At 61.3% G+C, this 21,498-nt stretch carries 15 protein-coding genes and 1 tRNA gene; 14 read left to right on the forward strand and 2 right to left on the reverse strand.

The window, feature by feature from the left end; genetic code table 11:
* The 10 genes from VBO01S_RS24690 to VBO01S_RS32505 form a co-directional block, all read left to right on the forward strand.
* Positions 1–541: 16S rRNA (cytosine(967)-C(5))-methyltransferase (locus VBO01S_RS24690; RefSeq protein ID WP_502688670.1), on the forward strand; the 541-nt coding region annotated here is incomplete at its 5' end.
* Positions 519–1,163 carry a DUF4390 domain-containing protein gene (locus VBO01S_RS24695; RefSeq protein WP_062480359.1) on the forward strand — a complete coding sequence of 215 codons (645 nt, stop codon included), beginning with the start codon at positions 519–521 and terminating at the stop codon, positions 1,161–1,163. The genes VBO01S_RS24690 and VBO01S_RS24695, both read left to right, overlap by 23 nt.
* Positions 1,160–3,490, forward strand: a complete 2,331-nt coding sequence (locus tag VBO01S_RS24700; RefSeq protein ID WP_062480362.1) for a sensor histidine kinase — start codon at positions 1,160–1,162, stop codon at positions 3,488–3,490. The genes VBO01S_RS24695 and VBO01S_RS24700 overlap by 4 nt, the downstream gene beginning before the upstream one ends.
* Positions 3,491–3,567: 77 nt before the next feature.
* Positions 3,568–4,269, forward strand: a complete 702-nt coding sequence (locus VBO01S_RS24705; RefSeq protein WP_062480363.1) for a response regulator — start codon at positions 3,568–3,570, stop codon at positions 4,267–4,269.
* A gap of 18 nt (positions 4,270–4,287) precedes the next feature.
* Positions 4,288–4,363 (forward strand) — tRNA-Phe (locus VBO01S_RS24710).
* A 569-nt stretch (positions 4,364–4,932) separates the two neighbouring features.
* Positions 4,933–5,061: a plasmid fertility inhibition factor family protein gene (locus VBO01S_RS33535; protein ID WP_442267805.1), complete on the forward strand. Its 129-nt coding sequence runs from the start codon at positions 4,933–4,935 to the stop codon at positions 5,059–5,061.
* A 310-nt stretch (positions 5,062–5,371) separates the two neighbouring features.
* Positions 5,372–7,624, forward strand: coding sequence for a type I secretion system permease/ATPase (locus tag VBO01S_RS24715; RefSeq protein ID WP_303621489.1), 2,253 nt, complete (start codon positions 5,372–5,374; stop codon positions 7,622–7,624).
* Between the two features lie 62 nt (positions 7,625–7,686).
* On the forward strand, positions 7,687–9,114 hold the full coding sequence (locus VBO01S_RS24720; RefSeq protein WP_062480365.1) for an HlyD family type I secretion periplasmic adaptor subunit: 1,428 nt from the start codon (positions 7,687–7,689) through the stop codon (positions 9,112–9,114).
* Positions 9,115–9,196: 82 nt separating this feature from the next.
* Positions 9,197–9,835: a hypothetical protein gene (locus VBO01S_RS32500; RefSeq protein ID WP_157627449.1), complete on the forward strand. Its 639-nt coding sequence runs from the start codon at positions 9,197–9,199 to the stop codon at positions 9,833–9,835.
* A 10-nt stretch (positions 9,836–9,845) separates the two neighbouring features.
* Complete coding sequence (locus tag VBO01S_RS32505) at positions 9,846–16,826, forward strand: beta strand repeat-containing protein (RefSeq protein WP_169805084.1); 6,981 nt, start codon at positions 9,846–9,848, stop codon at positions 16,824–16,826.
* Positions 16,827–17,014: 188 nt separating this feature from the next.
* Here the strand turns inward: VBO01S_RS32505 and VBO01S_RS24730 are convergent, their stop codons facing one another.
* On the reverse strand, positions 17,015–18,070 hold the full coding sequence (locus VBO01S_RS24730) for a metallophosphoesterase (RefSeq protein ID WP_185993736.1): 1,056 nt from the start codon (positions 18,068–18,070) through the stop codon (positions 17,015–17,017).
* A 121-nt stretch (positions 18,071–18,191) separates the two neighbouring features.
* Positions 18,192–18,512: a helix-turn-helix domain-containing protein gene (locus tag VBO01S_RS32020; protein ID WP_255221189.1), complete on the reverse strand. Its 321-nt coding sequence runs from the start codon at positions 18,510–18,512 to the stop codon at positions 18,192–18,194.
* Between the two features lie 178 nt (positions 18,513–18,690).
* On the opposite strand from VBO01S_RS32020, the gene VBO01S_RS32025 reads away from it, so the two are divergent.
* From VBO01S_RS32025 to VBO01S_RS32510, 4 genes are all read left to right on the forward strand, one after another.
* Positions 18,691–19,101, forward strand: coding sequence for a zinc ribbon domain-containing protein (locus tag VBO01S_RS32025; protein ID WP_082818273.1), 411 nt, complete (start codon positions 18,691–18,693; stop codon positions 19,099–19,101).
* 43 nt (positions 19,102–19,144) lie between these two features.
* Complete coding sequence (locus tag VBO01S_RS24740; RefSeq protein WP_139701533.1) at positions 19,145–20,371, forward strand: toxin-antitoxin system YwqK family antitoxin; 1,227 nt, start codon at positions 19,145–19,147, stop codon at positions 20,369–20,371.
* Between the two features lie 214 nt (positions 20,372–20,585).
* A complete protein-coding gene (locus VBO01S_RS33420) occupies positions 20,586–21,041 on the forward strand; it encodes a hypothetical protein (protein ID WP_174543695.1) in 456 nt (151 codons plus the stop codon).
* 147 nt (positions 21,042–21,188) lie between these two features.
* On the forward strand, positions 21,189–21,498 hold a 310-nt coding region (locus VBO01S_RS32510; RefSeq protein ID WP_174543696.1), incomplete at its 3' end, for a YqaJ viral recombinase family protein.

Genomic DNA, 21,498 nt, shown 5'->3' on the forward strand with positions numbered 1-21,498 from the left:
CGCGCACCTGATCGAACGCGCCGGCCCCGGCGCCGTCGAGGTGACCGCGCTGGAGGTCGACGCCGTGCGCAGCCGCCGCATCGACGAGACGCTGGCGCGCCTCGGCCTGAAGGCCAAGGTGGTGGTGGCCGATGCCGGCCGTCCCGCCGACTGGTGGGACGGCGCCCTGTTCGACGCCATCCTGCTGGACGCGCCGTGCACCGCCTCGGGCATCGTGCGGCGCCATCCCGACGTGCGCTGGCTGCGCCGCGAGAGCGACACCGCCCAGCTGGCGACCCAGCAGGCGATGCTGCTGGCCGCGCTGTGGCCGCTCGTGCGGCCCGGCGGCCGGCTGCTTTATTGCACCTGTTCCGTGTTCCGCGAAGAGGGCTCGCAACAAATTGATGCGTTTCTTGTACGCAACACCGACGCCCGTTTGCTGCCGTCCCCGGGACACTTGCTGCCTCAAAGTGGGGCGAATGCCCGTGGCGTCCCGGACAATCCCTCTGGTGACCACGACGGCTTCTTCTACGCCCTGCTTGAAAAACCCGCGCCGCACTGACGGCCGCCGGTCGATCCTGCTGGCCGGCCTGTGGCTGGCCTGGGCCCTGTGGATGGCCCTGTTCCCGGCCGCCGCCACCGCCCAGGCCCGTGCCGGCGGCGCCACCATCAGCCAGATGCGCCTGGAGCAGGCCGACGATGGCGTCTACCTGAGCGCGGCCGTGCAGTTCGAACTGCCCACGCTGGTGGAAGACGTGCTCGACAAGGGCATCGCCATCTATTTCGTGGCCGAGGCCGAGGTTTTCCAGGAGCGCTGGTACTGGACCGACCGCAAGGTCGCCCAGGTGGCGCGCCACATGCGGCTGGCCTACCAGCCCCTCACGCGCCGCTGGCGGCTGAACGTGTCGCCGGTGCCGATCACCGGCGCCGCCGGCTTCGGCATCTCGCTGAACCAGAACTTCGACAGCCTCGGCGACGCGCTCGAGGCCATCAAGCGCATCGGCCGGCTGCGGCTGGGCGACGCCGCCGAGATCGGCGACGAGCCGCTGCACCAGGTCACCTTCCGTTTCCGGCTCGACACCTCGCAGCTGCCGCGTCCTTTCCAGATCGGCATGGTCGGGCAGGCCGAATGGAACATCGCCGCCGAGCGCACCGCCCGGCTGCCGTTGGAGAAGCAGCGGTGAGCAGCAAGCCGCGCAGCGGCGCCGCGGCCACGCCTGCCGCCCGCCGCTCGCGCGCGCTGCGCTGGGCGGTGGGCGTCGGCGCCGCGATGGTCACCGCCATCGGCCTGGTGCTGATGTTCCTGCTCGCGCAGGCTACCAACAACCGCGCGCTGTACGAGCGCTACTACGTGCGCCTGTTCGGCATCAACGTGGTGGTGGCCGTGCTGCTGGTGCTGGTGATCGGCTGGGTCGCGTTCCGGCTGCTGCGGCGGCTGCGCCAGGGCAAGTTCGGCAGCCGGCTGCTGATCAAGCTCGCGGCCATCTTCGCGCTCGTGGGGGTGGTGCCGGGGGCGCTGGTCTACGTGGTGTCCTACCAGTTCGTCGCGCGCTCGATCGAGAGCTGGTTCGACGTCAAGGTCGAGGGCGCGCTCGATGCCGGCCTGAACCTGGGCCGGGCCACGCTCGATTCACTGTCCGACGACCTCGCCGCCAAGACCCGCACCGCCAGCGCCCAGCTGTCGCAGGTGCCCGACGCGAGCGCGGGCCTGCTGCTGGAGCGCATCCGCGACCAGCTCGAAGCCAGCGACGTGATCCTCTGGACCGGTTCGGGCCAGCTGGTGGCCAGCGCGGGCGCGTCGCGCTTCCAGCTCAACCCTGAGCGGCCGACGGCGCAGCAGTTCCGCCAGGTGCGACCCGACCGCGCCGTCGCGCATGTCGAGGGCCTGGAAGAAACCGCCTTGCCCAGCGCCACGCCGTCGAGCGCCAGCGTGCGCGCGCTGGCCATGGTGCAGCGCCCGGGCTTCGACTTCGACACCGCGCCGCGCTACCTGCAGGTCACGCGGCCGCTGCCGCCGGCCGTGGTCGCCAACGCGCTGGCCGTGCAGGAAGCCAACCGCGAGTACCAGGAGCGGGCCCTCGCGCGCGAGGGCCTGCGGCGCATGTACATCGGCACGCTCACGCTGAGCCTGTTCCTCGCCGTGTTCGGCGCGGTGCTGCTGGCCGTGCTCTTCGGCAACCAGCTCGCACGGCCGCTGCTCGTGCTGGCCGACGGCGTGCGCCAGGTGGCCGCCGGCGACCTGCGGCCCACCGCCGTGCTGCAGGGCAAGGACGAGCTGGGCGGCCTCACGCGCTCGTTCGCCGTCATGACCCAGCAGCTGGCTGACGCGCGCGGTGCGGTCGAGAAGACCATGGACCAGCTCGACGCCGCCCGCGGCAACCTGCAGACCATCCTGGACAACCTGACCTCGGGCGTGATCGTGCTCGACGCCAAGGGCACCGTGCTGTCCACCAATCCGGGCGCCACCCGGGTGCTGCGCGCGCCGCTCGCCGCCTATGAAGGCAAGGCGCTGGTCGATGTGCCGGGGTTGGCCGATTTCGGCGCCAAGGTGCAGCAGCAGTTCGACGAGTTCCTGGTCGAGCGCATGCAGCACGGCCTCGATCACTGGCAGCACGCCTTCGAGCTGCACGCCACCGGCAACGACCTGCCGCAGCAGGACGACGCCATCAACATCGTCGCGCGCGGCGCCGAGCTGCCGGGCGATGCGCGGCTGCTCGTGTTCGACGACATCTCCGAAATCGTCTCGGCCCAGCGCGCACAGGCCTGGGGCGAGGTGGCGCGGCGCCTGGCGCACGAGATCAAGAACCCGCTCACGCCGATCCAGCTGTCGGCCGAGCGGCTCGAGATGAAGCTCTCGGGCAAGGTGGAGCCGCCCGAGCAGGCCATCCTGGTGAAGTCGGTCAAGACCATCGTCGACCAGGTCGATGCGATGAAGCGGCTGGTGAACGAATTCCGCGACTACGCGCGACTGCCCGCGGCCGACCTCAAGCCGGTCGACCTCAACGCGCTGCTGGCCGACGTGCTGCAGCTGTATCACGCCGAGAACCTGCCGATCACGCTGCGCTCGGAGCTCGACGAGCGCTGCCCGCCCGTGCGCGGCGACGAACAGCAGATCCGCCAGGTCGTGCACAACCTGTTGCAGAACGCCCAGGACGCCGCCGAGGCCGCCGCCAGTGGCACGGGCCGGGTGGGCGAGGTCGTCATCCGCACCCGGCTGGGCGATTCGGGCCAGCGCGTGCGCCTCACCGTGCAGGACAGCGGGCCCGGCTTTGCCGAAAACATCCTCAAGCGCGCCTTCGAGCCTTACGTCACCACGAAAACAAAAGGTACCGGTTTGGGCCTGGCCGTCGTCAAGAAGATCGCCGACGAACACGGCGCGCGCATCGAGCTTTCCAACCGTGTCGTCGACGGGGCTGTGGCGGGGGCGCAAGTCTCGCTATCATTCGCGCTGGCAGGCGAACCGCGGGCAGCGGTCGCTCACACCGAAGATTCGAAATCTTCGTCCGCCTGAGTACCGGCGAATCCAGCGCATAGGGGCTGGATCGGGAGCGGATCAATACACACCAGCGCATACAACAAGCAGCACTCATGGCAAACATTCTCGTGGTCGATGACGAGCTGGGCATCAGGGACCTGCTCTTCGAAATTCTCAATGACGAAGGCCACAACGTGGAGCTCGCGGAAAACGCCGCCGAAGCCCGCGCGGCCCGACAACGCGCCCGGCCCGATCTCGTGCTGCTCGACATCTGGATGCCGGACACCGACGGCGTCACCTTGCTCAAGGAGTGGTCCACCGCGGGCCTGCTGAGCATGCCGGTCATCATGATGAGCGGGCACGCCACCATCGACACCGCCGTCGATGCCACGCGCATCGGCGCCTTCGCGTTCCTCGAAAAACCCATCACGCTGCAGAAGCTGCTCAAGGCGGTGGAGCAGGGGCTGGCGCGCGAGAGCGCCCGCCGCACCGCCGCCGGCGTGGTGCCGCCGCCCACGGGCGCCCACCAGGCCGCCGCCATCACGACCACGGGCGACAGCCTGCTGATGGCGTCGCTCGCGGCCGTGCCGGTGGCCGACGCGGGTCCGCAGTCGACCCAGAGCTTCGACTTGGACCGCCCGCTGCGCGACGCGCGCGACGGTTTCGAGAAGGCCTACTTCGAGTTCCATCTCGCGATGGAGAACGGTTCGATGACCCGCGTGGCCGAGAAAACCGGCCTCGAGCGCACCCACCTGTACAGAAAACTCAAACAATTGGGTGTGGATCTTTCCCGAGGCCGCAGAAGCGCTGTATAATTTAAGGCTGCACACAATGGCCCGGTAGCTCAGTTGGTAGAGCAGCGGATTGAAAATCCGCGTGTCGGTGGTTCGATTCCGCCCCAGGCCACCAAATTTTCCTTTTAGGATCAAGTAGATAGCCCAACCTTTCCAGGTTGGGCTTTTTGCTTTCTGGTGCCGTGTAGGCACCATGTAGGCAAACTAGATCATCGCAAGGTAACGCGTTTCCATGACGTATGGCGAGCGGGCATTGCGTGTGGTTTGACCTAAGGCATGCCAAGCTCGCGATTGCTAGGCCACAGCGCACGTGGGAATGCATCAAGTTCGATGCCCTCGTCGTCGGGGGGGGCTAGCACGCTGACTCTATCCAGTCGTCGGCGTCCTGAGAGATGGTCGCGATGGACAGTTTCATTGATCCAGGAACAATGACCCGAGCGGCGGCAACCTCCCACTGCACCGGTTTGGCCTTGAAGTCGACGGGACGCAGGTTCATGGACAGAAGCGCCGGACGGATGATTAGGAGGGCGTTGATGTCAAGGGCATCAAAACGTCGACCGTCCTTGACGACGTAACTGCCCCTGAAGGGGGGAACCCGAACGGTATGTGATCCGTCTTGGCCAAGATGGCGCCTAGGTTTGCCGTGCGACCTCTTCGCAATCGCGAAAGTAGCCGTGGTGGATCCTGCGCCGCTCCTCGGGACTTGAGCCTCCGAACAGCTCCCCATGTGTTGCCTTTGGCGACGGCATCACGCGCACTATCCGGCTTCTCGTGAATGGTGCGCAGACGTTCCCGGTGCAATGTCGAGGCTAAGGCAGTGATGTCGCCGCCCTATGTGGGGTGGTCGGAACACCAGCGCTCGACACCTATGACCTCGGGCGAGCTCTAGGCGTCTCGCGGCAGTAGAGTCCCCTGCGGATCTGCATAGACGAGAACAACCGAGTCGAATAGCTCCGGAAATATGAGGCATGGGGCATTCGTGAACAAAGCGGTCGTTCTCATCGATTTTGTAACCGTCACCAATTTGCCATTGAGTCGCCGTATTTCCGTCGCAAAGCTGTCATGGTTCGTCCATTTCCCCGAAGTATCTTGATGTTTCAGAAGAACATTCGAGGGATTTCAAATGGGCGTCGGGGGGATGGTCGTACAGCAGCACGGGGAGGTTGGCGCGTCGCCGCAAGAGGTCCCTGAGACAGGGGCCGTTGCGAACCCGTCTCTCATCGCCCTGTGCACCATCGCACGCTTCCACCAGATCGCAGCCGATGCACCACTGCTTTCGCATCAACTGGGTCTGACACCCTCCGAGCCGATCGATACCGCCACGTTGCTGCGCGCAGCCAAGCACCTCGGCCTCAAGGCCAAGTTCTCTCGCACCACGCCTGATCGCCTGTCCCTGACACCGCTGCCCGCTCTTGCTGTGCTTCGCGGTGAGGATGGCGCCCAGCGCTTCGTCATCCTCGCCCAGTGCGACGCTCAGCGCGTGCTGCTACAGGACCCCTCTGCCACTTCGGCAGAAGCGGCACGTCCCATCATCGAACCGATGGACGTCTTCGCCGCGCACTGGACCGGCGAACTCATCCTCTTCACCAGTCGTGCCAGTCTTGCAGGTGAACTCGCCAAGTTCGACTTCTCCTGGTTTATCCCCAGCCTCGTCAAGCACCGCAAGCTGTTGGGCGAAGTGCTCTTCATCTCCTTCATCCTTCAGCTCTTCGCGCTGGTCAGCCCACTGTTCTTCCAGGTCGTGATGGACAAGGTGCTGGTGCATCGCGGCATGACGACATTGGATGTGCTCGTTATCGGCCTATTGGTGGTCGTTGTCTTCGAGTCCCTCCTGAACGGCCTGCGCAGCTACGTCTTCAGCCACACCACGAACCGCATCGACGTGGAGCTCGGCGCGCGGCTGTTCCGCCACCTCGTGCAACTGCCGCTGGCCTACTTCCAGGCCAGGCGCGTCGGCGATTCCGTTGCCCGCGTGCGCGAGCTCGAGAACATCCGCAGCTTCCTGACCGGCAACGCGCTGACGGTGCTTCTGGACGTCGTTTTCTCCATCGTCTTTGTGGCCATCATGCTGTTCTACAGCGTGCCCCTGACGCTGATCGTGCTCGTGAGCCTGCCGCTGTACTTCGGCCTGAGCCTGGCGGTCGTGCCCATCCTGCGCCGGCGCCTGGACGAGAAGTTCGCGCGCGGCGCCGAGAACCAGGCCATGCTGGTGGAGGCCGTCAGCGCCATCCAGACCGTGAAAGCCACCGCGCTTGAGCCCGCCTTCGGGCGCCGCTGGGACAACCAGCTCGCCGCCTACATCTCGGCCAGCTTTAGAACCCAGAACCTCGCGAGCTGGGCGCACGAAGGTGTCAACCTCATCGGCAAGCTCGTCAACGCCGCCACCCTCTGGTACGGCGCACACCTCGTGATGAACAACGACCTCACGGTCGGGCAGTTCGTCGCCTTCAACATGTTCGCCCAGCGGGTGTCTCAACCCATCATGCGCATGGCGCAGCTGTGGACCGACTTCCAGCAGACCGGCATCTCCATGGCCCGGCTGGGCGACATCCTCAACACCCGCACCGAAGTACCTCCGAGCACGGCAGCACAACTCCCAACCCTCAAGGGCCGCGTGACGTTGGATGGCCTGACCTTCCGCTATCGGCCCGAAGCAGCGCCCGTGCTCAACGGCGTCAGCCTGGACGTGCGCCCCGGCGAAGTCATCGGTATCGTGGGGCGTTCGGGCTCTGGCAAGAGCACGCTGACCAAACTGATCCAGCGTCTCTACACCCCCGAGCAAGGGCGCTTGCTGGTCGATGGCATCGACATCAGCCTGATCGATGCGGCGCAACTCAGAAGGCAAGTTGGTGTGGTGCTGCAGGAGAACACACTCTTCAATCGCAGCGTGCGCGAGAACATCGCAATCGTCGATCCCGCCGCGCCACTCGACGCCGTGATTCATGCGGCCCAGTTGGCAGGTGCCCACGAGTTCATCAGCGAACTGCCCGAAGGCTACGACACCATGGTCGGTGAGCAAGGGGCAAGCCTGTCAGGCGGGCAGCGCCAGCGCGTCGCTATTGCCCGAGCCCTGTTTACGCACCCGCGCATCCTGATCTTCGACGAAGCCACCAGCGCGCTGGACTATGAGAGCGAGGCCATCGTGCAACGCAACATGGCACACATCTGCAAAGGGCGCACCGTCTTCATCATTGCCCACCGCTTGAGTGCCGTGCGGCATGCCAATCGCATCATCGTGATGGACAAGGGGAAGATCGTCGAAGGCGGCACGCACGAGAGCCTGCTGAGCCGGCCCAAGGGCATCTATGCCCACCTGTGGAACATGCAGGGCGGTGGGCATCCGACCGAAGGTGCTGGATCGGGGGCAACCGTATGACGCCGGAAGTTTCCACCACCGCTCCTGCGGCCAATGCGCCCCATGTACGAGCCTCGCGGGACATGCGTCATCCGGTCTTCGAATTGCTGGGGCGCTACAGCGCCATCTTCAAGGCCGCTTGGAAGCATCGCCACGAACTGGCTGGGCCGAAGCGCCTGACCGATGAAGCCGCCTTCTTGCCGGCAGCCCTGAGCCTGCAGGACACGCCGGTTCACCCTGCACCCAGGCGGCTGGCCTACGCACTGATAGCGCTGTTCCTTATCGCCTTGACCTGGTCCATCTTCGGGCAGGTCGACATCGTGGCAGTGGCACCCGGCAAGATCATCGTGAGCGAGCGCACCAAGATCATCCAGCCGCTGGAGGTGAGCGTGGTCAAGCGGGTGTTGGTGCGGGACGGGGACCATGTCGAGGCAGGACAGGCACTGGTCGAGCTCGATCCCACCACAGCCAATGCCGACAAGACCAGCATCGACGAGCAGTTGAAGTCGATGCAGTCCGAAGTGCTGCGCACAAGGGCACTCTTGCTGGCGCTCAATGTGCCGACAACCGTACGTTCACCCGAACTGAGCAAGGACATCCCCTCCGGATGGACGGCTGTCGATGCAGATGCCGCGAAGGCGCAACTGAGCGACGAGTGGAGCGACATCATCGCCAAGCTGGCCAAGGCAACCGCTGAGATCGCTCGTCGGCAAGCCGAGATTGCCACGGTGCGCGAGATGGTTGCCAAGCTGGAGACCACAGTGCCGATTGCCAAGCAGAGAGAGGCCGACTTCCAGCAACTGGCCAAGCAGGGCTTTATGTCCAGCCATGCGAACCAGGACCGGAGTCGGGAACGTATCGAGTTGGAGCGTGACCTGGCAACGCAGCGCGCGAGGCTGGCGGAGGCCAATGCGACGCTGCGTGAGAGCGAGAACACACGGGCGGCCTACATCGCGGAGACCAAGCACAGCCTGAGAACGCGGGAAGCCGCGGCCGAACTCAAGCGACAGCAGGGCACGCAGGACCTGGCCAAGGCCGGGCAGCGCGAGCGGCTCACGACGCTCAAGGCACCAGTGGCGGGCACGGTGCAGCAGTTGGCAACGCACACGGAAGGCGGCGTGGTCACGGAAGCGCAACCGCTCATGGTGATCGTGCCCGACGGCGCGCAGGTCACGGCCGAGGTGACGCTGGAGAACAAGGACATCGGCTTCGTGAGTCCGGCACAGGAAGCCACGATCAAGCTGGAGACCTTTTCGTACACGCGCTACGGCACGGTGAATGCGACCGTGAAGACAGTGACTGCGGACGCGGTGAATGACGAGAAGCGTGGGGCAATCTTCCCGGTGACGCTGAGCCTGGGCGCCACGACCATCGATGTGGATGGCAGGCCGATCAAGCTCAGTCCGGGGATGAATCTCACGGCGGAGATCAAGACGGGCAAGCGAAGAGTTATTGAATTTCTTTTGAGCCCTGTTCAGCGCGCGACGTCGGAGGGCCTTAGAGAAAGATGAGTAAATTTCTCGCGAGCGGCGAGAAATTATCGATGGGCCGATTTGTAGAGCAGAAGATCTCCAATTTCCAAGATCAAATCAAATGCGCAAAAAAATCAACGAACCAAGGCCAACAGGCTTCTCATCAAAAATTGGCGCCCAGCTACTGAGCTGCCTTCTTGTTGTCGGATTTTTTTTGATACCTCTCCCTGGCTGCACAGTAAGTACGCTTTCTTCGATGAATTCAAGGCTGCCTGTAAAAAAAGTGAGGACTCCAGAAGAGCTGCTTCATGCGTTAAAGGAAGGGCTGGATGCAGGCCAACTAGGGAGTGCTGAATTCTATAAAAATAGAATTGGCTACGAATTTGCAAAATTCCCTGAAAACACCAAAAACCCGAAAGAGTTCACGTATGGAAATGACGAGGCGGTGAAGATGGACGAGGGGTTGTTCTCCGGGAGGGTGGTCGGGCTGAAGAAATGGACCATGGATAACAACAAGAGAATATTGGATGTTTCATTTCCAATTCCTGGCTGCGTGAAAAAATGGCAGGCCGAAAGAATATTTATGGAAGTATTTGAGGTTGTTCCAACCAGAGTTGTTTTTGGAGTCAGGCCAGACAATTGGCCTTCAATATACAGGGTTTCCCGGAAATATGATTCCAGAGAGCAAGTCGTTTCCTTTTTTGTAGGCGAAAAGGATGGCTGCCTGCAGTCAGTTATTGCTTCGGAAATTTACCAATAAGGTGATAAATATGACGCTATCCCTGAATACAAAGATGGCAAATGGACAAGCCCTCTTTCAAGTAAATAGTGACGTAACATCGACATCAGCAAAGTGGACCCAACTTCACATAGACATCATCAACTCCTCTCCGGAGTTGATTGCGACCTATGAGGCTGCGGCGGCAAACAACCATCCATTTTTCATTGGAACGAGGACGGGCGTATTTTTTAATCCTGGGGCAATTCCAGGTCTTCCCGTTGGCCAGCATTTTTCGCAAGATGATTTTAAGATTGGCACCCCCTTTGAAACCCTCTATAGCGCGCTGCGCATTGCAATTATTGGAGCGCACGAAGGAAAGCATGAAGCCGATTGGCGCGACCCTTTGGTGGGATTGCCTGACATAAACAAATACTCAACCCCAGGCGAATACAGCATTGCGCGTGGAATTACAGAAGCTCGCGCAGTAGCAGTCGAAGCAATTGCAGATTCTCAGTTGCAGGGGAGGAGCTTTGTCGTCAATGGACAGACGCTGACGGTTGGTAAAGACTATTACTATGTGGGCGGAGACAACTCCCCGAAAGGCTTGGACACGATTTTGGCTTCCATTCAAGCCAACTCAGCCTTGAGTACGCTGGAAAAATTTAATCAATCAGCATTAATTGCAAAAGATTTTTATCTTGGACGCCCTCCCTCGACGGCAGTCGAAATTTCATATTTTGAATTGAATCTCAGAGAGTATGCAGCCAGATGGTCGGGTTTCGAATTTAAGGAAATCACTCGCGTAAATCAAGAAAATGACGGCCATTGGAGCGTCACGGTCAATACCGCCTCTGGCTCTGTGACGAAGGGCTTTGACCCTCGCCCTGCCAATGCGGAAGTCGGCGTCGGGCCGCGTCAAAATTCGCTTATCACTACGACCGTCCTCGAAGGCGGTGCGACACTCGTAAATAGTGTCAATTACAACTCTGGAAGAGAAGTCGTTCAATTGTTTGACGCAGAGATGAATTTGCTCAAGCGAACCGAAATCATTCCTGGTCTTCCAGAGGGCGGACGAACTACGGTCACTGGTACCTACCTGCCAGGCTCTGCTCAGCCTGAGCAATTCGAAGTTCAGCAAAATAGTGCGAGCGGTCAAGTCTCGAGCACTTATGCACAAGACGCCGAAGGCAACTGGAAGTCGGTGTCCTGGACGCAGGATGGTCAAACCTACACGGGCAATGACCTTGCTACCTTCATCACGAATCTCGAAAACGCCTCCAATGCCAACGATGCCGCAGCCAATCAGAACGCCACGACGGGACGGCTGAATCAGGCGCTAGCAAGCGCCAGCGGGGACAACGTCGCTGGCGTGACCTCGGCCAGGGACAGCGGTGCATCGCTCGACACGCTGGCAAACCGGATGGGCATGCCCTACGTTTCCGACCGGTGGGCACCCGCATTCCTGAGTGGGCAGGTCTCTCCTCAGTTGCTTCTTCTGAATACTGCAGGAGCCTTGACCAATCAAGGACTGGCGCAAATCGCACAGAGCCGCATCAACTCGCTTCAAAGCCAGCCATCAGTTTTCACCGTCACACCAATCGGAATCGGTTCAGGCTTTTCCCTACCTCTGGTGCTCGACCTGAATGACGACGGACTGGACCTCGTGTCGATAGACCGCAGCAACGCATCGTTCGATGCGAATGCGACCGGCATAGTGCAAACGGTCGGCTGGGTGGGGCCAAGGGACGGGATTCTTGTGCTCGATAAGAACAGCAACGGCGTTGTGGACAGTGCTGCCGAGTGGTTCGGCCAGAAGTTCACAGTCTCAGGCGCCCCTCCAGCGAATCAGGACGGATTCAAGGCATTGGCGACCTTGGCCAACGCGGGCGCAACGGCTCTTTCTGCCGCAACGTCTCGCGTCAATGCCGTTACAGGAAAGCGCTACTTCGACGAATTGCAAGTCTGGGTCGATGCGGATCAGGATGGCGAAACAGATGTTGGCGAACTGCGCTCGCTTGTCAGCCTGGGCGTGACATCCATCAATCTGAACCCGCAGGCCGTCAACAGCACTGTCAACGGCAACACGATCCTCACCAAGGCCAGCTATTCCACTGCCGACGGCAAACTCCACACCATCAGCGACGTCGGTTTAGCTACCGATTTGCCGGTGTTCAAGGACGGCGTTCGGCCGATATCCGCTGCGGCCTTGGCCTTTGCCGAATATGCCGGCAAGGGCTATGCCGCAATGGCAGCCGGTCAAGCCAGGGCCATCGCGGCATCGATACAAGGGCTCCCCGCGCCAGAGCAGGCTGCGATCGACTCGTTGCGATCGAAATTCGTGCTGCCCACAAGTGAAGGGCCCTTCAGTCAGGCCGCCTTGGAGATTCGGGGAAAGATGACCTGGGCTGTCCAGGCAGGTCTGCCTCAGGCAGGCCTCAACGACAAGATCGCCTACTACCTCGGCCCCGCCGGCGGCGACCGGACCACCATTCCCGCCCCTTGGCGCATCATCAATACTGCGCCCACGGACATCATCGATGTCCTGAGCGGCATCGGTGCACTGAGATCGGGGCAGGTGGCGACCGCCAACGCCATTGCAGCGGCGGCCAACAGCCAAAGTGATGCGCAGACCAAGGCACAGGTGGCCAATGCCGCACAAAGCGTGGGCGCACGTACGAGCGCATCGGCCGCAGCGGAAAGTGCGACGGCGGCCTGGAACACCGCCATCGTCGGATACCTTGATATCAAGGATCAGCTGAACGCCATGGCAGCTCGCTTGCCCGCCATCCAGGCCAAGTTGAACGACGTCGTTCCGCAGAACCTCAACCTCGGCAACCACTTGTCCAATGGCGCGACGTTCCTTACGCGTGCCGATGCCTCGATGGCGGCAGAGGCCTTCCGTGCCTATTCGGCGATCTTGCAGCCCCTTGCTGCACTGAAGGTCACCGGTGACCAGATGCTGAGCGCAATCGCTCAATCCAATGGGTATACCCAAGCGTACGTGGGGCAAAGCGGCCAAACGATCACCGTGGGCAGCGGCTACAACCTGCTACTGGGTAATCGAGGCACGCAGACCTTTGTGTTGGGCGCGGGAGTAGATAACGTTGCGGTCACCAGCGTGACTGGAGACATCACGGTCCATGGTTTTCAGGTTGGCGCCGGCGGCGACCGGATTCAATTCATGCAGGACAACTGGGGCGGCGTGACCATCAAGGGCGACGGGAATGGAAACACCGTTCTGGAAAAGAACGGAAAAAGAGTCACTTTGATGGGCGTGAATCCAGTAACACTGGATTTGTTCTCCAACCTGAGCGGCGCGGCCAGCGCTTGGTATGGAGAGTTTGCGAGTGGAGTGCACAGCCTCAAAGGCGTTCCTGTATCGGATGGCCAAATGCACATCACTCGAATCAGCGCGACGGATGCCGGAGACACCCTGATCGGCGGCGAACAGGGAGGCAGCCTGGAGGGCGGACTGGGCAATGACACTTTTATCGTAACCGGGCGAGATTATGGGATCTCAAGCGGAGGCTACATCGACGAGGGAATCTACGGGGCCGGCCATGACACCGTGTCCTACGCGCAGATGACAACGGGAATTCGCCTTCGGTTAGAGGAACGCACAAGATACTACGATGACCAACCATACAGCGAAATACTCGGGGAAGACAACTTTAGCAACAGAACCTGGAACATCCTGAATTTCATCGGTAGTGATTTCAACGATGTCTTTACTACCTATGGCATTGGTCGCAACGTGTTCAATGGCGGTAAAGGCAATGATTTTCTGGACGGCGGTGCGGACGATGACACGTTGATCGGCGGCACGGGCGATGACACTTTTGTTGTGGGCGAAGCCGGCGATGTCGTTACCGAGTTGGTCAACGAGGGAACGGACCTTGTCCAGAGCGCCATCACCTACACATTGGGCGCGAACGTAGAAAACCTGACCCTGACGGGAACGGTGGTCATCAACGGCACGGGCAACGCCCTGGACAATGTGCTCACGGGTAACGCCGCCAATAACACCCTGACCGGTGCAGCTGGAAATGACACCCTCATTGGAGGTGCGGGTACCGACACATTGATTGGCGGTACAGGCAACGATACCTACGTGGTCGATGTCGCAGGCGACGTGATCACCGAACTAGCCAACGAAGGCACGGACCTCGTGCAGAGCGCCATCAGCTACACATTGGGCGCGAACCTCGAGAACCTGTTCCTCACTGGTGGCGCAGCCATCAACGGCACCGGCAATGCGGCAAACAATGTCCTTTTCTCGGGTGCCGGCAACAACGTGCTCAATGGCCTGGGCGGAGTCGACACGGTCTCCTATCAGTACGCGCTTTCCGGCGTCACCGCAAACCTTTCGATGACGACGACGCAAGCTACGGGCGGCTCCGGTAGCGACACGCTGGTGGAGATCGAGAACCTCACTGGCGGCGCTTACGACGACAAGCTCACGGGCAATGCGATGGATAACGTGCTCGATGGTGCAAGCGGGGCGGACACGTTGATCGGAGGTGCAGGCAACGATACCTATGTTGTCGACCACACAGGCGATGTGGTCACCGAACTCGCAAACGAGGGGACAGATCTGGTGCAAAGCACCATCACCTACACGCTCGGTATGAACCTCGAGAATCTGACCCTGACCGGCGCAGAAGCAATCGACGGAACAGGAAACGCCCTGGACAACTTGCTCACGGGGAATGCTGCAAACAACACTCTGCTCGGTGGCGCAGGTAACGACACGCTCAACGGCGGCGCCGGCATCGACATGCTCGCTGGTGGTGCGGGGAACGACATCTACCTTGTTGATCACGTTGCCGATCTGGTGACCGAACTTGTCAATGAGGGGACCGACATCGTTCAAAGCAGCGTCAGCTACGCACTTGGCGCCAATATTGAGAACCTCACGCTCACTGGAGCTGAGACCATCAACGGCGCGGGCAATGCGCTCGACAACGTTCTGACGGGCAATGCTGCCAACAATATCTTGAATGGTGGCGCCGGCAATGACACTCTCAACGGCGCGACCGGAGCGGACACAATGGTCGGCGGAATCGGCAATGACACCTACTACGTCGACAATGCGTCGGATGTGGTAGCGGAACTGACCGGCGAAGGCACTGATACCGTGAGGGCAACGGTCACCCACACGCTGGGCGCCAATGTCGAGAACCTGATCATCGACACGCAGGCTTCAATCAACGCGACGGGCAACGCACTGGACAACGTGGTGAGTGTCGGCGGCATCGGCAACAACGTGATCGATGGCCTTGGTGGCATTGACACCGTCTCCTATGGCTATGCCACTTCGGCCGTGACGGTCAGCCTTGCGGTCGCAACCGCTCAGGTCACCGGTGGTTCCGGCAGCGATACGCTGCTCAACATCGAGAACCTGACGGGGAGCGCCTACAACGACAAGCTGACCGGCAACGCTGGGGCCAATGTGCTCAGTGGTGGTGCTGGCGCAGACACGCTGATCGGAGGTGCAGGCAATGACACTTACGTCGTCGACGCTGCGGGCGACGTTATCACCGAGCTGACCAATGAGGGAACGGACCTCGTACAGAGTACCGTGACCTATACCTTGGGCGCGAACGTCGAGAACCTGACGCTGACTGGTACTTCGGCCATCGACGGCACGGGTAACACCCAGGACAACGCCATCACGGGCAACGCCGCCAACAACACGCTCAACGGCGGTGCTGGAAACGACACGCTCAACGGTGGTGCCGGCATTGACACCCTGGTTGGCGGCATTGGCAATGACACCTACTACGTCGACAACGCCGGCGACGTGGTCACGGAGCTGGCAGGCGAAGGGATCGATACGGTCTATGCCTACGTCAGTCACACCCTGGCTGCGAATGTGGAGAACCTCCGGCTGCACACCACAGGCACAATCAATGCGACAGGCAATGCGCTGAACAATGCGTTGTATGCGGGGGACGGCGACAACGTTCTGACGGGAGGCGATGGCGTCGACGCCGCCTCCTACATCTATGCCACCTCGGGGGTAACAGTGAGCCTGGCCATCGCGGCGGCACAAGCGACGGGCGGCTCGGGAACGGACACGCTGGTCGGCATCGAGTCTTTGACGGGGAGCAATTTCAACGACACCCTGACGGGCGATGGTGGTGCCAATGTCTTGAACGGAGCCGCAGGCGCGGATGTGATGCGTGGCGGTGTCGGCAATGACAGCTACTACGTGGACAACGCAGGGGATGCAATCACCGAACTGCTCAATGAAGGCACGGACACTGTCTACAGTTCGATCAGCTATACGCTGGGTGCGAACCTCGAGAATCTTTACCTGAACACCATCGGCGCAGTCAACGGCACGGGTAATGCCCTGGCCAATGTCCTCTATGCCGGTGCTGGCAACAACGTGATCGACGGGCTTGATGGCACAGACACCGTGTCATTCGGGTATGCCGCTTCGGCAGTGACGGTGAGCCTGGCCACCACTGCAGCACAGGCCACGGGTGGTTCTGGATCGGATACGCTGCTCAACATCGAGAGTCTGATCGGTAGCAGCTACAACGACATTCTGACGGGCAATGCGGCTGCCAACGGACTGACAGGTGGTGCGGGCAACGATACGCTCGATGGCGGCGCAGGGGCTGATGCGCTGGTCGGAGGTCTCGGTAACGACATCTACGTACTAGGGCGTGGGTATGGCATCGACACCATCACGGAGAACGATGCGACGGCCGGCAACATCGACGTGGCTCAGTTCGCCTCTGACATCGCAATCGACCAGTTGTGGTTCCAGAAAGTGGGCAACAACCTGGAGGTCAGCATCATCGGCTCTGCCGACAAATTTACCGTGAGCAACTGGTATCTGGGCGACCAGTATCAGGTCGAGCAGTTCAAGGCCGGAGGCAAGACCTTGTTGGACAGCCAGGTTCAGAACCTTGTGCAGGCGATGGCTGCGTTCGCACCGCCGGCGGCAGGGCAGACGACTTTGCCTGCCGGCTACCAAAGCAGTCTGGCCCCGGTCCTGGCCGCCAATTGGACTTGAGACCGGGATCTCGACGATCTTGATCTTCCGGCGAGCCGCAAGCAGCGGCGGGCTCTTGCAGCCGCTGCTTCTTTGCGCACGCGCGAGCCCGCCTGGGGGAACAGAGGCCGTCCGCAAACGGAACGAGTGTGGCTATTCAAGCATCGGCGATGACGGAGCTCCGTGCGCGATCGGATGGGCTGATCAGTTCACGAACCATTGTCTCCGGCAAGAGCGTTCGCATCGATGACCAGCCCAGGATCGAACGCCTTGTTCTCGATCCTCCCACTCCAGTTCACGTAGCCGCGCGGATTGCACACGATTCGGCAAGAGCGGACTCCATAGTCGAACGACTGATGCGTGTGGCCGTGAATCCAGAGCGCGGGCACCTCAAAGAATGTATCCGGAAGCTCGGTGACGAAGGCGCCTGAGGACCAGTCATCGGCGTAGCGCTGCGCCAGTGAGCCGCGATGAGGAGCATGGTGCGTCACCACCACCGTCGGTCCGGCGAACGGTTCCGAAAGCCTGTCTCGCAGCCACGCGCGCTGCGCCTGATGAATCCGAAGCGTGTCCGCCGCCTGGAGCTTTCTTCCTTGCTTGTCGCGCCATGTATTGGGTTCTGCCGCCTCGTCGAACGTGCGGATCAGCGCGTAGTCGTTCAGCAGATTGGTCGCCATCTTCATGGCGCGCCCGACATCGCTGACCGGCCCTTCAGGGGTCTCGATGGCGAGCGCGAAATCGGTCCACAGCGTCGCACCGAGAAAGCGCACACCGTCGACCACCAGCTCGTCACCGTCGAGTAGATGGACATTGCTTCCTTCGGCCTCACGGCGCGCTTCGGCCAGTGTCGTGTCAGTTCGACCGTCGTAGTACTCGTGATTTCCAAGCAGATAAATCACCGGCTTGCCACGAAAGCGATCCGCCGCCCATTGGACGGCGCGCTTGGCCGGCGAATGAATGTCGCCGGCGAGGATGACAGCATCGAACTCGAGATCAGCCACTGGCTCGAATGGCGCGAACTCCAGGTGGAGGTCGGAAAGGATCAAAACTTTCATTGAGATGCACTCTTCAAAGTGCGTGCGAAGCTCGGCACTGGCCTTGTCGTCGAAGCCGGTGAACGAGCCGCACACCACCAAATGGTCCTTGCAACGTTCGAACTTCCAATAGGCGTCGTCGAGCGCGACCCAGGGCTCGTTGACCGCATCGTGGATCTGGAGCCAGGCAAGGATTTCGCCTTCCAATGGTAAGAAGGCTAGTGCGGTCATCAGCAGGGCGGTGAAGCTGCTGATACTGCGCTGGATGAGGCCTGATGCCGGAAATCTTGCCGAATTTCTGGAATCCAGAAATTTTCAGACCTATATGACTGAGGTGAGCACGTAGGAGAACTCAGCTCTTCCGTGTTGGCTTGCGTGCGTGGCCGACGGGTTTGTCCATGTCCTTGAAAAACTCTGATGGTTGGACACCGAGGCCTTCGATGATTTTGAGGATATTGATGAGCGCGAGATTGTGCTCGCCACGTTCAATGCCGCCCATATAGCTGCGATCTATCCCGCAAGCATCCCCAAACGCCTCTTGCGAGTAGCCAAGGTCTTTCCTACGGCGGCGAACGGCTTCTCCGAAAGCCACTAACCCCGAGGCTTTCTGTTTGTCCGATGAACCAGTTTTGACCATCCGCCAATGGTCTTGCTCTCCCGCATAAAGCTCCACGGGATAAGATTGCGCGGGATATGGTTACCATTTTAGAAGAAGAGTTTCAAGGAGCGTCGAAGCGCCTTGGTAGCTTGCTGTCGCTTTGAGATCCGCAGAGGCACGTGAGGCTCCACGTCCGGCGTTCACTCGCCCCTTCCTTGACCTTCCAGTTCAGTCAACAACTAAGGAGAACCCAATGACCAACTTCGTCCACTGCCGCGGCTGCGGCCACCAGATCCACGAAACCGCTCCGACTTGCCCCAAGTGCGGAGCTCCACAAGCTGTCGCACCGCATGCGCCCACCACCTATGTACCGCTAGCTGGGTCGCCGAGCCCCTACGGCTCGATCCCTTGGTTCCGCCAGCGCTGGGCGCTCGTCTGCATGCTGTTGGTCTTCGCCCCGGCCGCCGTGGTCATCGCCTGGACCGGCGAGATTTACTACCTCGTCGGCAACACCGTCAAAACCTTCCCCAAGAGCGTCAAGGTAGTCCTGACGATCATGACCACGCTGCTTCTGGTCGCGCTCGGATCCGACGAGGAGGCCTTCCAGGGCTCCGCGGGGCTGGTACTCATCGGCGGAGCGATCGGTCTGTCACTGAGGAAGTGATCTGGGCCACGTCACCCCCCATCCTTTCCTTTCTACACATCCCATGAAACAAATACTCAAGGCGCTTCTTGCGCCAAGCATGGCCGTGGCCGCTGCAGTCCTATTGGCCGCCTGCGGTCCCACGACCATGGAGTTCCGCAACGCGGAGATCGTCCAAGGCAAGTTCTACCGCCAAGGCGCCGACAAGCCTTTCAGCGGCAAGATCGACAACGTGCCAAGTCACACGATCCTCATACGCAAGGAGTTCGAAGTCGTCAGCGCGCTTCCCACAAACGTGCTGGACAAGGCGGCTCCGGGCATTCAGCACAACGTCATGGGCCAAGTCTGCGAAGTCAGAGTCGACAAAGGTGTCCTGGATGGCACAACGACCTGCACCACGGGCGCAGGGAAATTCCAGGCCTACGAAATGACATTCGATCAAGGCGTGCTCACGGGCGAGTTCAAGTTCTACTTCCCAGGGACGAACAAGCCCAAGGCAGTGGTCCGCACCGATCACGGTGTCCTTGATGGTCGCTCTGTCGTCTACGGTCCCGAAAGCGGCCGGGAGGTGCTCAATGTGACCTTCAAACAGGGCAAGCTCGCCCAGACCGAAGAAATCTTCGATGACCAGTCTGGCAAGCTCGTGCGCCGCATCCCGGTCGAAGACGGGGCCATCACGGGCGAGATCGTCGAGTACGTCAAGCATGGCTCCCAGCTGTACTACCGATCGCATGTGCAGATGGGGGTGAAGCACGGACTCGAAGAGCAGTATGTCCATGAGAGCGGAGTCCTCGAATATCGCCAAAACTGGGTGATGGGCCAGTTGGACGGCGATGTGTTGCGTTCAAAGCGCGATCCCAAGACCGAACGGACCGTGAACGAGCAGTACGTCGCTCAGCGCTACGCAAACGGCAAGGTGATCTACGCGGCGGATCCCAGCGATGGGTATCTCCCCGATCTGGAGAGGATCGCTGAAGACGCGCGCCAGGAGAAGGTCCGGGCTTGCGTCAAGGAGCGCCGCGACAAACTGGCTCAGGAGGGGCGAGACTTCCTCAATGACACAGCGATTGATCAACTCTCCGCCGAGTGTTACCACGCGGTGGTAGCCGCCACCTCGAGCACACCAGCCGCGGCACCCTCGTCAGGCATGGCGCTCACGCCAGCCAAACTCCAGGGCTGCGTGGATGCCCGCATCGTCGCCTTTCGGATTCAGCACGGGAACGACGAGGTGATCACCGCCGACCAGCTCTCCGAATGGGAGAGCGAGTGCCGCGAAGGTAAGCGCTCCTGACGCCACAACAGGAGCTGTCTCGCTCCAAGAGAGCTATCTCTCCGCTCACCACAAGCCGCCCTCGGGCGGCTTTTTTGTTTCCGTCTTCCGATGCGCCCGGCGCGGCCACCGCCCGCGTCGGGCTCTATGCCGCCGCATCGCCGCAGCTCCCTTGATTCGCCCTTGCGTCCTTTCCATCCCAACCCCGCAACCTCAACAAAAGGACCCATTCACCTTGTCTTATCTTCAATGTCCCAACTGCGGCTCCGACCGCATCGAAACCCGTGACGTCGCCCAGCGAACCGGCGGCACGCTCGGTGGCCTGGCAGGTGCTGCCGGCGGCGTTGCCGGTGCGCTTCGCGGCGCGCGCGCCGGCTTCGCAATCGGCATGGCGGCTGGCCCGGCCGGCGGAACACTCGGCACCGTCATCGGTGTCGTTCTCGGAGGCCTGGGTGGCGGCGCGCTGGGCACCGAGGTCGGTGCCATCTTCGGTCGCGTCGTCGATGACCGGGTCCTGAACAACTGCAGGTGCGCCACCTGCGGTCACACATTCAGTGGTCGACGGGGCGCGTCCGATGAACCGTGGTCGCCGCCGGATTCATCACCTGTGTCGTCGTCGTTCCGACCGACCGATCCGTCCCCAACGAGCGCCCCGTACTACGACGACCCCGAGGACCCGGACCTGGACTGATGTGGTTTCGCCGGTCTGCGACCTCCCAGACTTCTGCATCCGAACTTTCCACATCCGGTCCCTCTGCCAAAGCCCCGCCTCTCCATTGAGAGGGTGGGGCTTTTTGCTGGATGGGGATCGATTCCAACCCTTTCATGGAGAGAACTCATGAAGAATCCAAACACCGGGACCACGCAACGCACTCTGGCAGCGCGCGTCAGGCGGCGCGGCCCTGCATTGCAACTGGTTCAGCGCGCCCATCCGCAGACGCCGACGCCCGAGCGATGGCCGAACATGCGCGAAGCCGGCCTCGGACACCTCGACGCCGCTGCAGCCGTCGGTCGTGATCCCTTCAAGACGCCAGTCCGGCTCTGGATGGAGAAGACAGAGCGGCATGACCTGCTGCAGCCTGCCCAGAAGCACCGCTCGCAGCTCGATGACAGTGCTTCCTACTGGAATCGACTGCTCGATCCCATCG

This window comes from Variovorax boronicumulans NBRC 103145 (assembly GCF_001591345.1).
In the GTDB taxonomy this organism is placed as follows: domain Bacteria; phylum Pseudomonadota; class Gammaproteobacteria; order Burkholderiales; family Burkholderiaceae_C; genus Variovorax; species Variovorax boronicumulans.

Coding starts and splice junctions, on each gene's coding strand:
- VBO01S_RS24740 (WP_139701533.1), top strand. CDS start 19,145: ATGAAACAAATACTCAAGGCGCTTCTTGCGCCAAGCATGGCCGTGGCC.
- VBO01S_RS24720 (WP_062480365.1), top strand. CDS start 7,687: ATGCGTCATCCGGTCTTCGAATTGCTGGGGCGCTACAGCGCCATCTTC.
- VBO01S_RS24715 (WP_303621489.1), top strand. CDS start 5,372: ATGGGCGTCGGGGGGATGGTCGTACAGCAGCACGGGGAGGTTGGCGCG.
- VBO01S_RS32500 (WP_157627449.1), top strand. CDS start 9,197: ATGCGCAAAAAAATCAACGAACCAAGGCCAACAGGCTTCTCATCAAAA.
- VBO01S_RS24705 (WP_062480363.1), top strand. CDS start 3,568: ATGGCAAACATTCTCGTGGTCGATGACGAGCTGGGCATCAGGGACCTG.
- VBO01S_RS24730 (WP_185993736.1), bottom strand. CDS start 18,070: ATGACCGCACTAGCCTTCTTACCATTGGAAGGCGAAATCCTTGCCTGG.
- VBO01S_RS32505 (WP_169805084.1), top strand. CDS start 9,846: ATGACGCTATCCCTGAATACAAAGATGGCAAATGGACAAGCCCTCTTT.
- VBO01S_RS32025 (WP_082818273.1), top strand. CDS start 18,691: ATGACCAACTTCGTCCACTGCCGCGGCTGCGGCCACCAGATCCACGAA.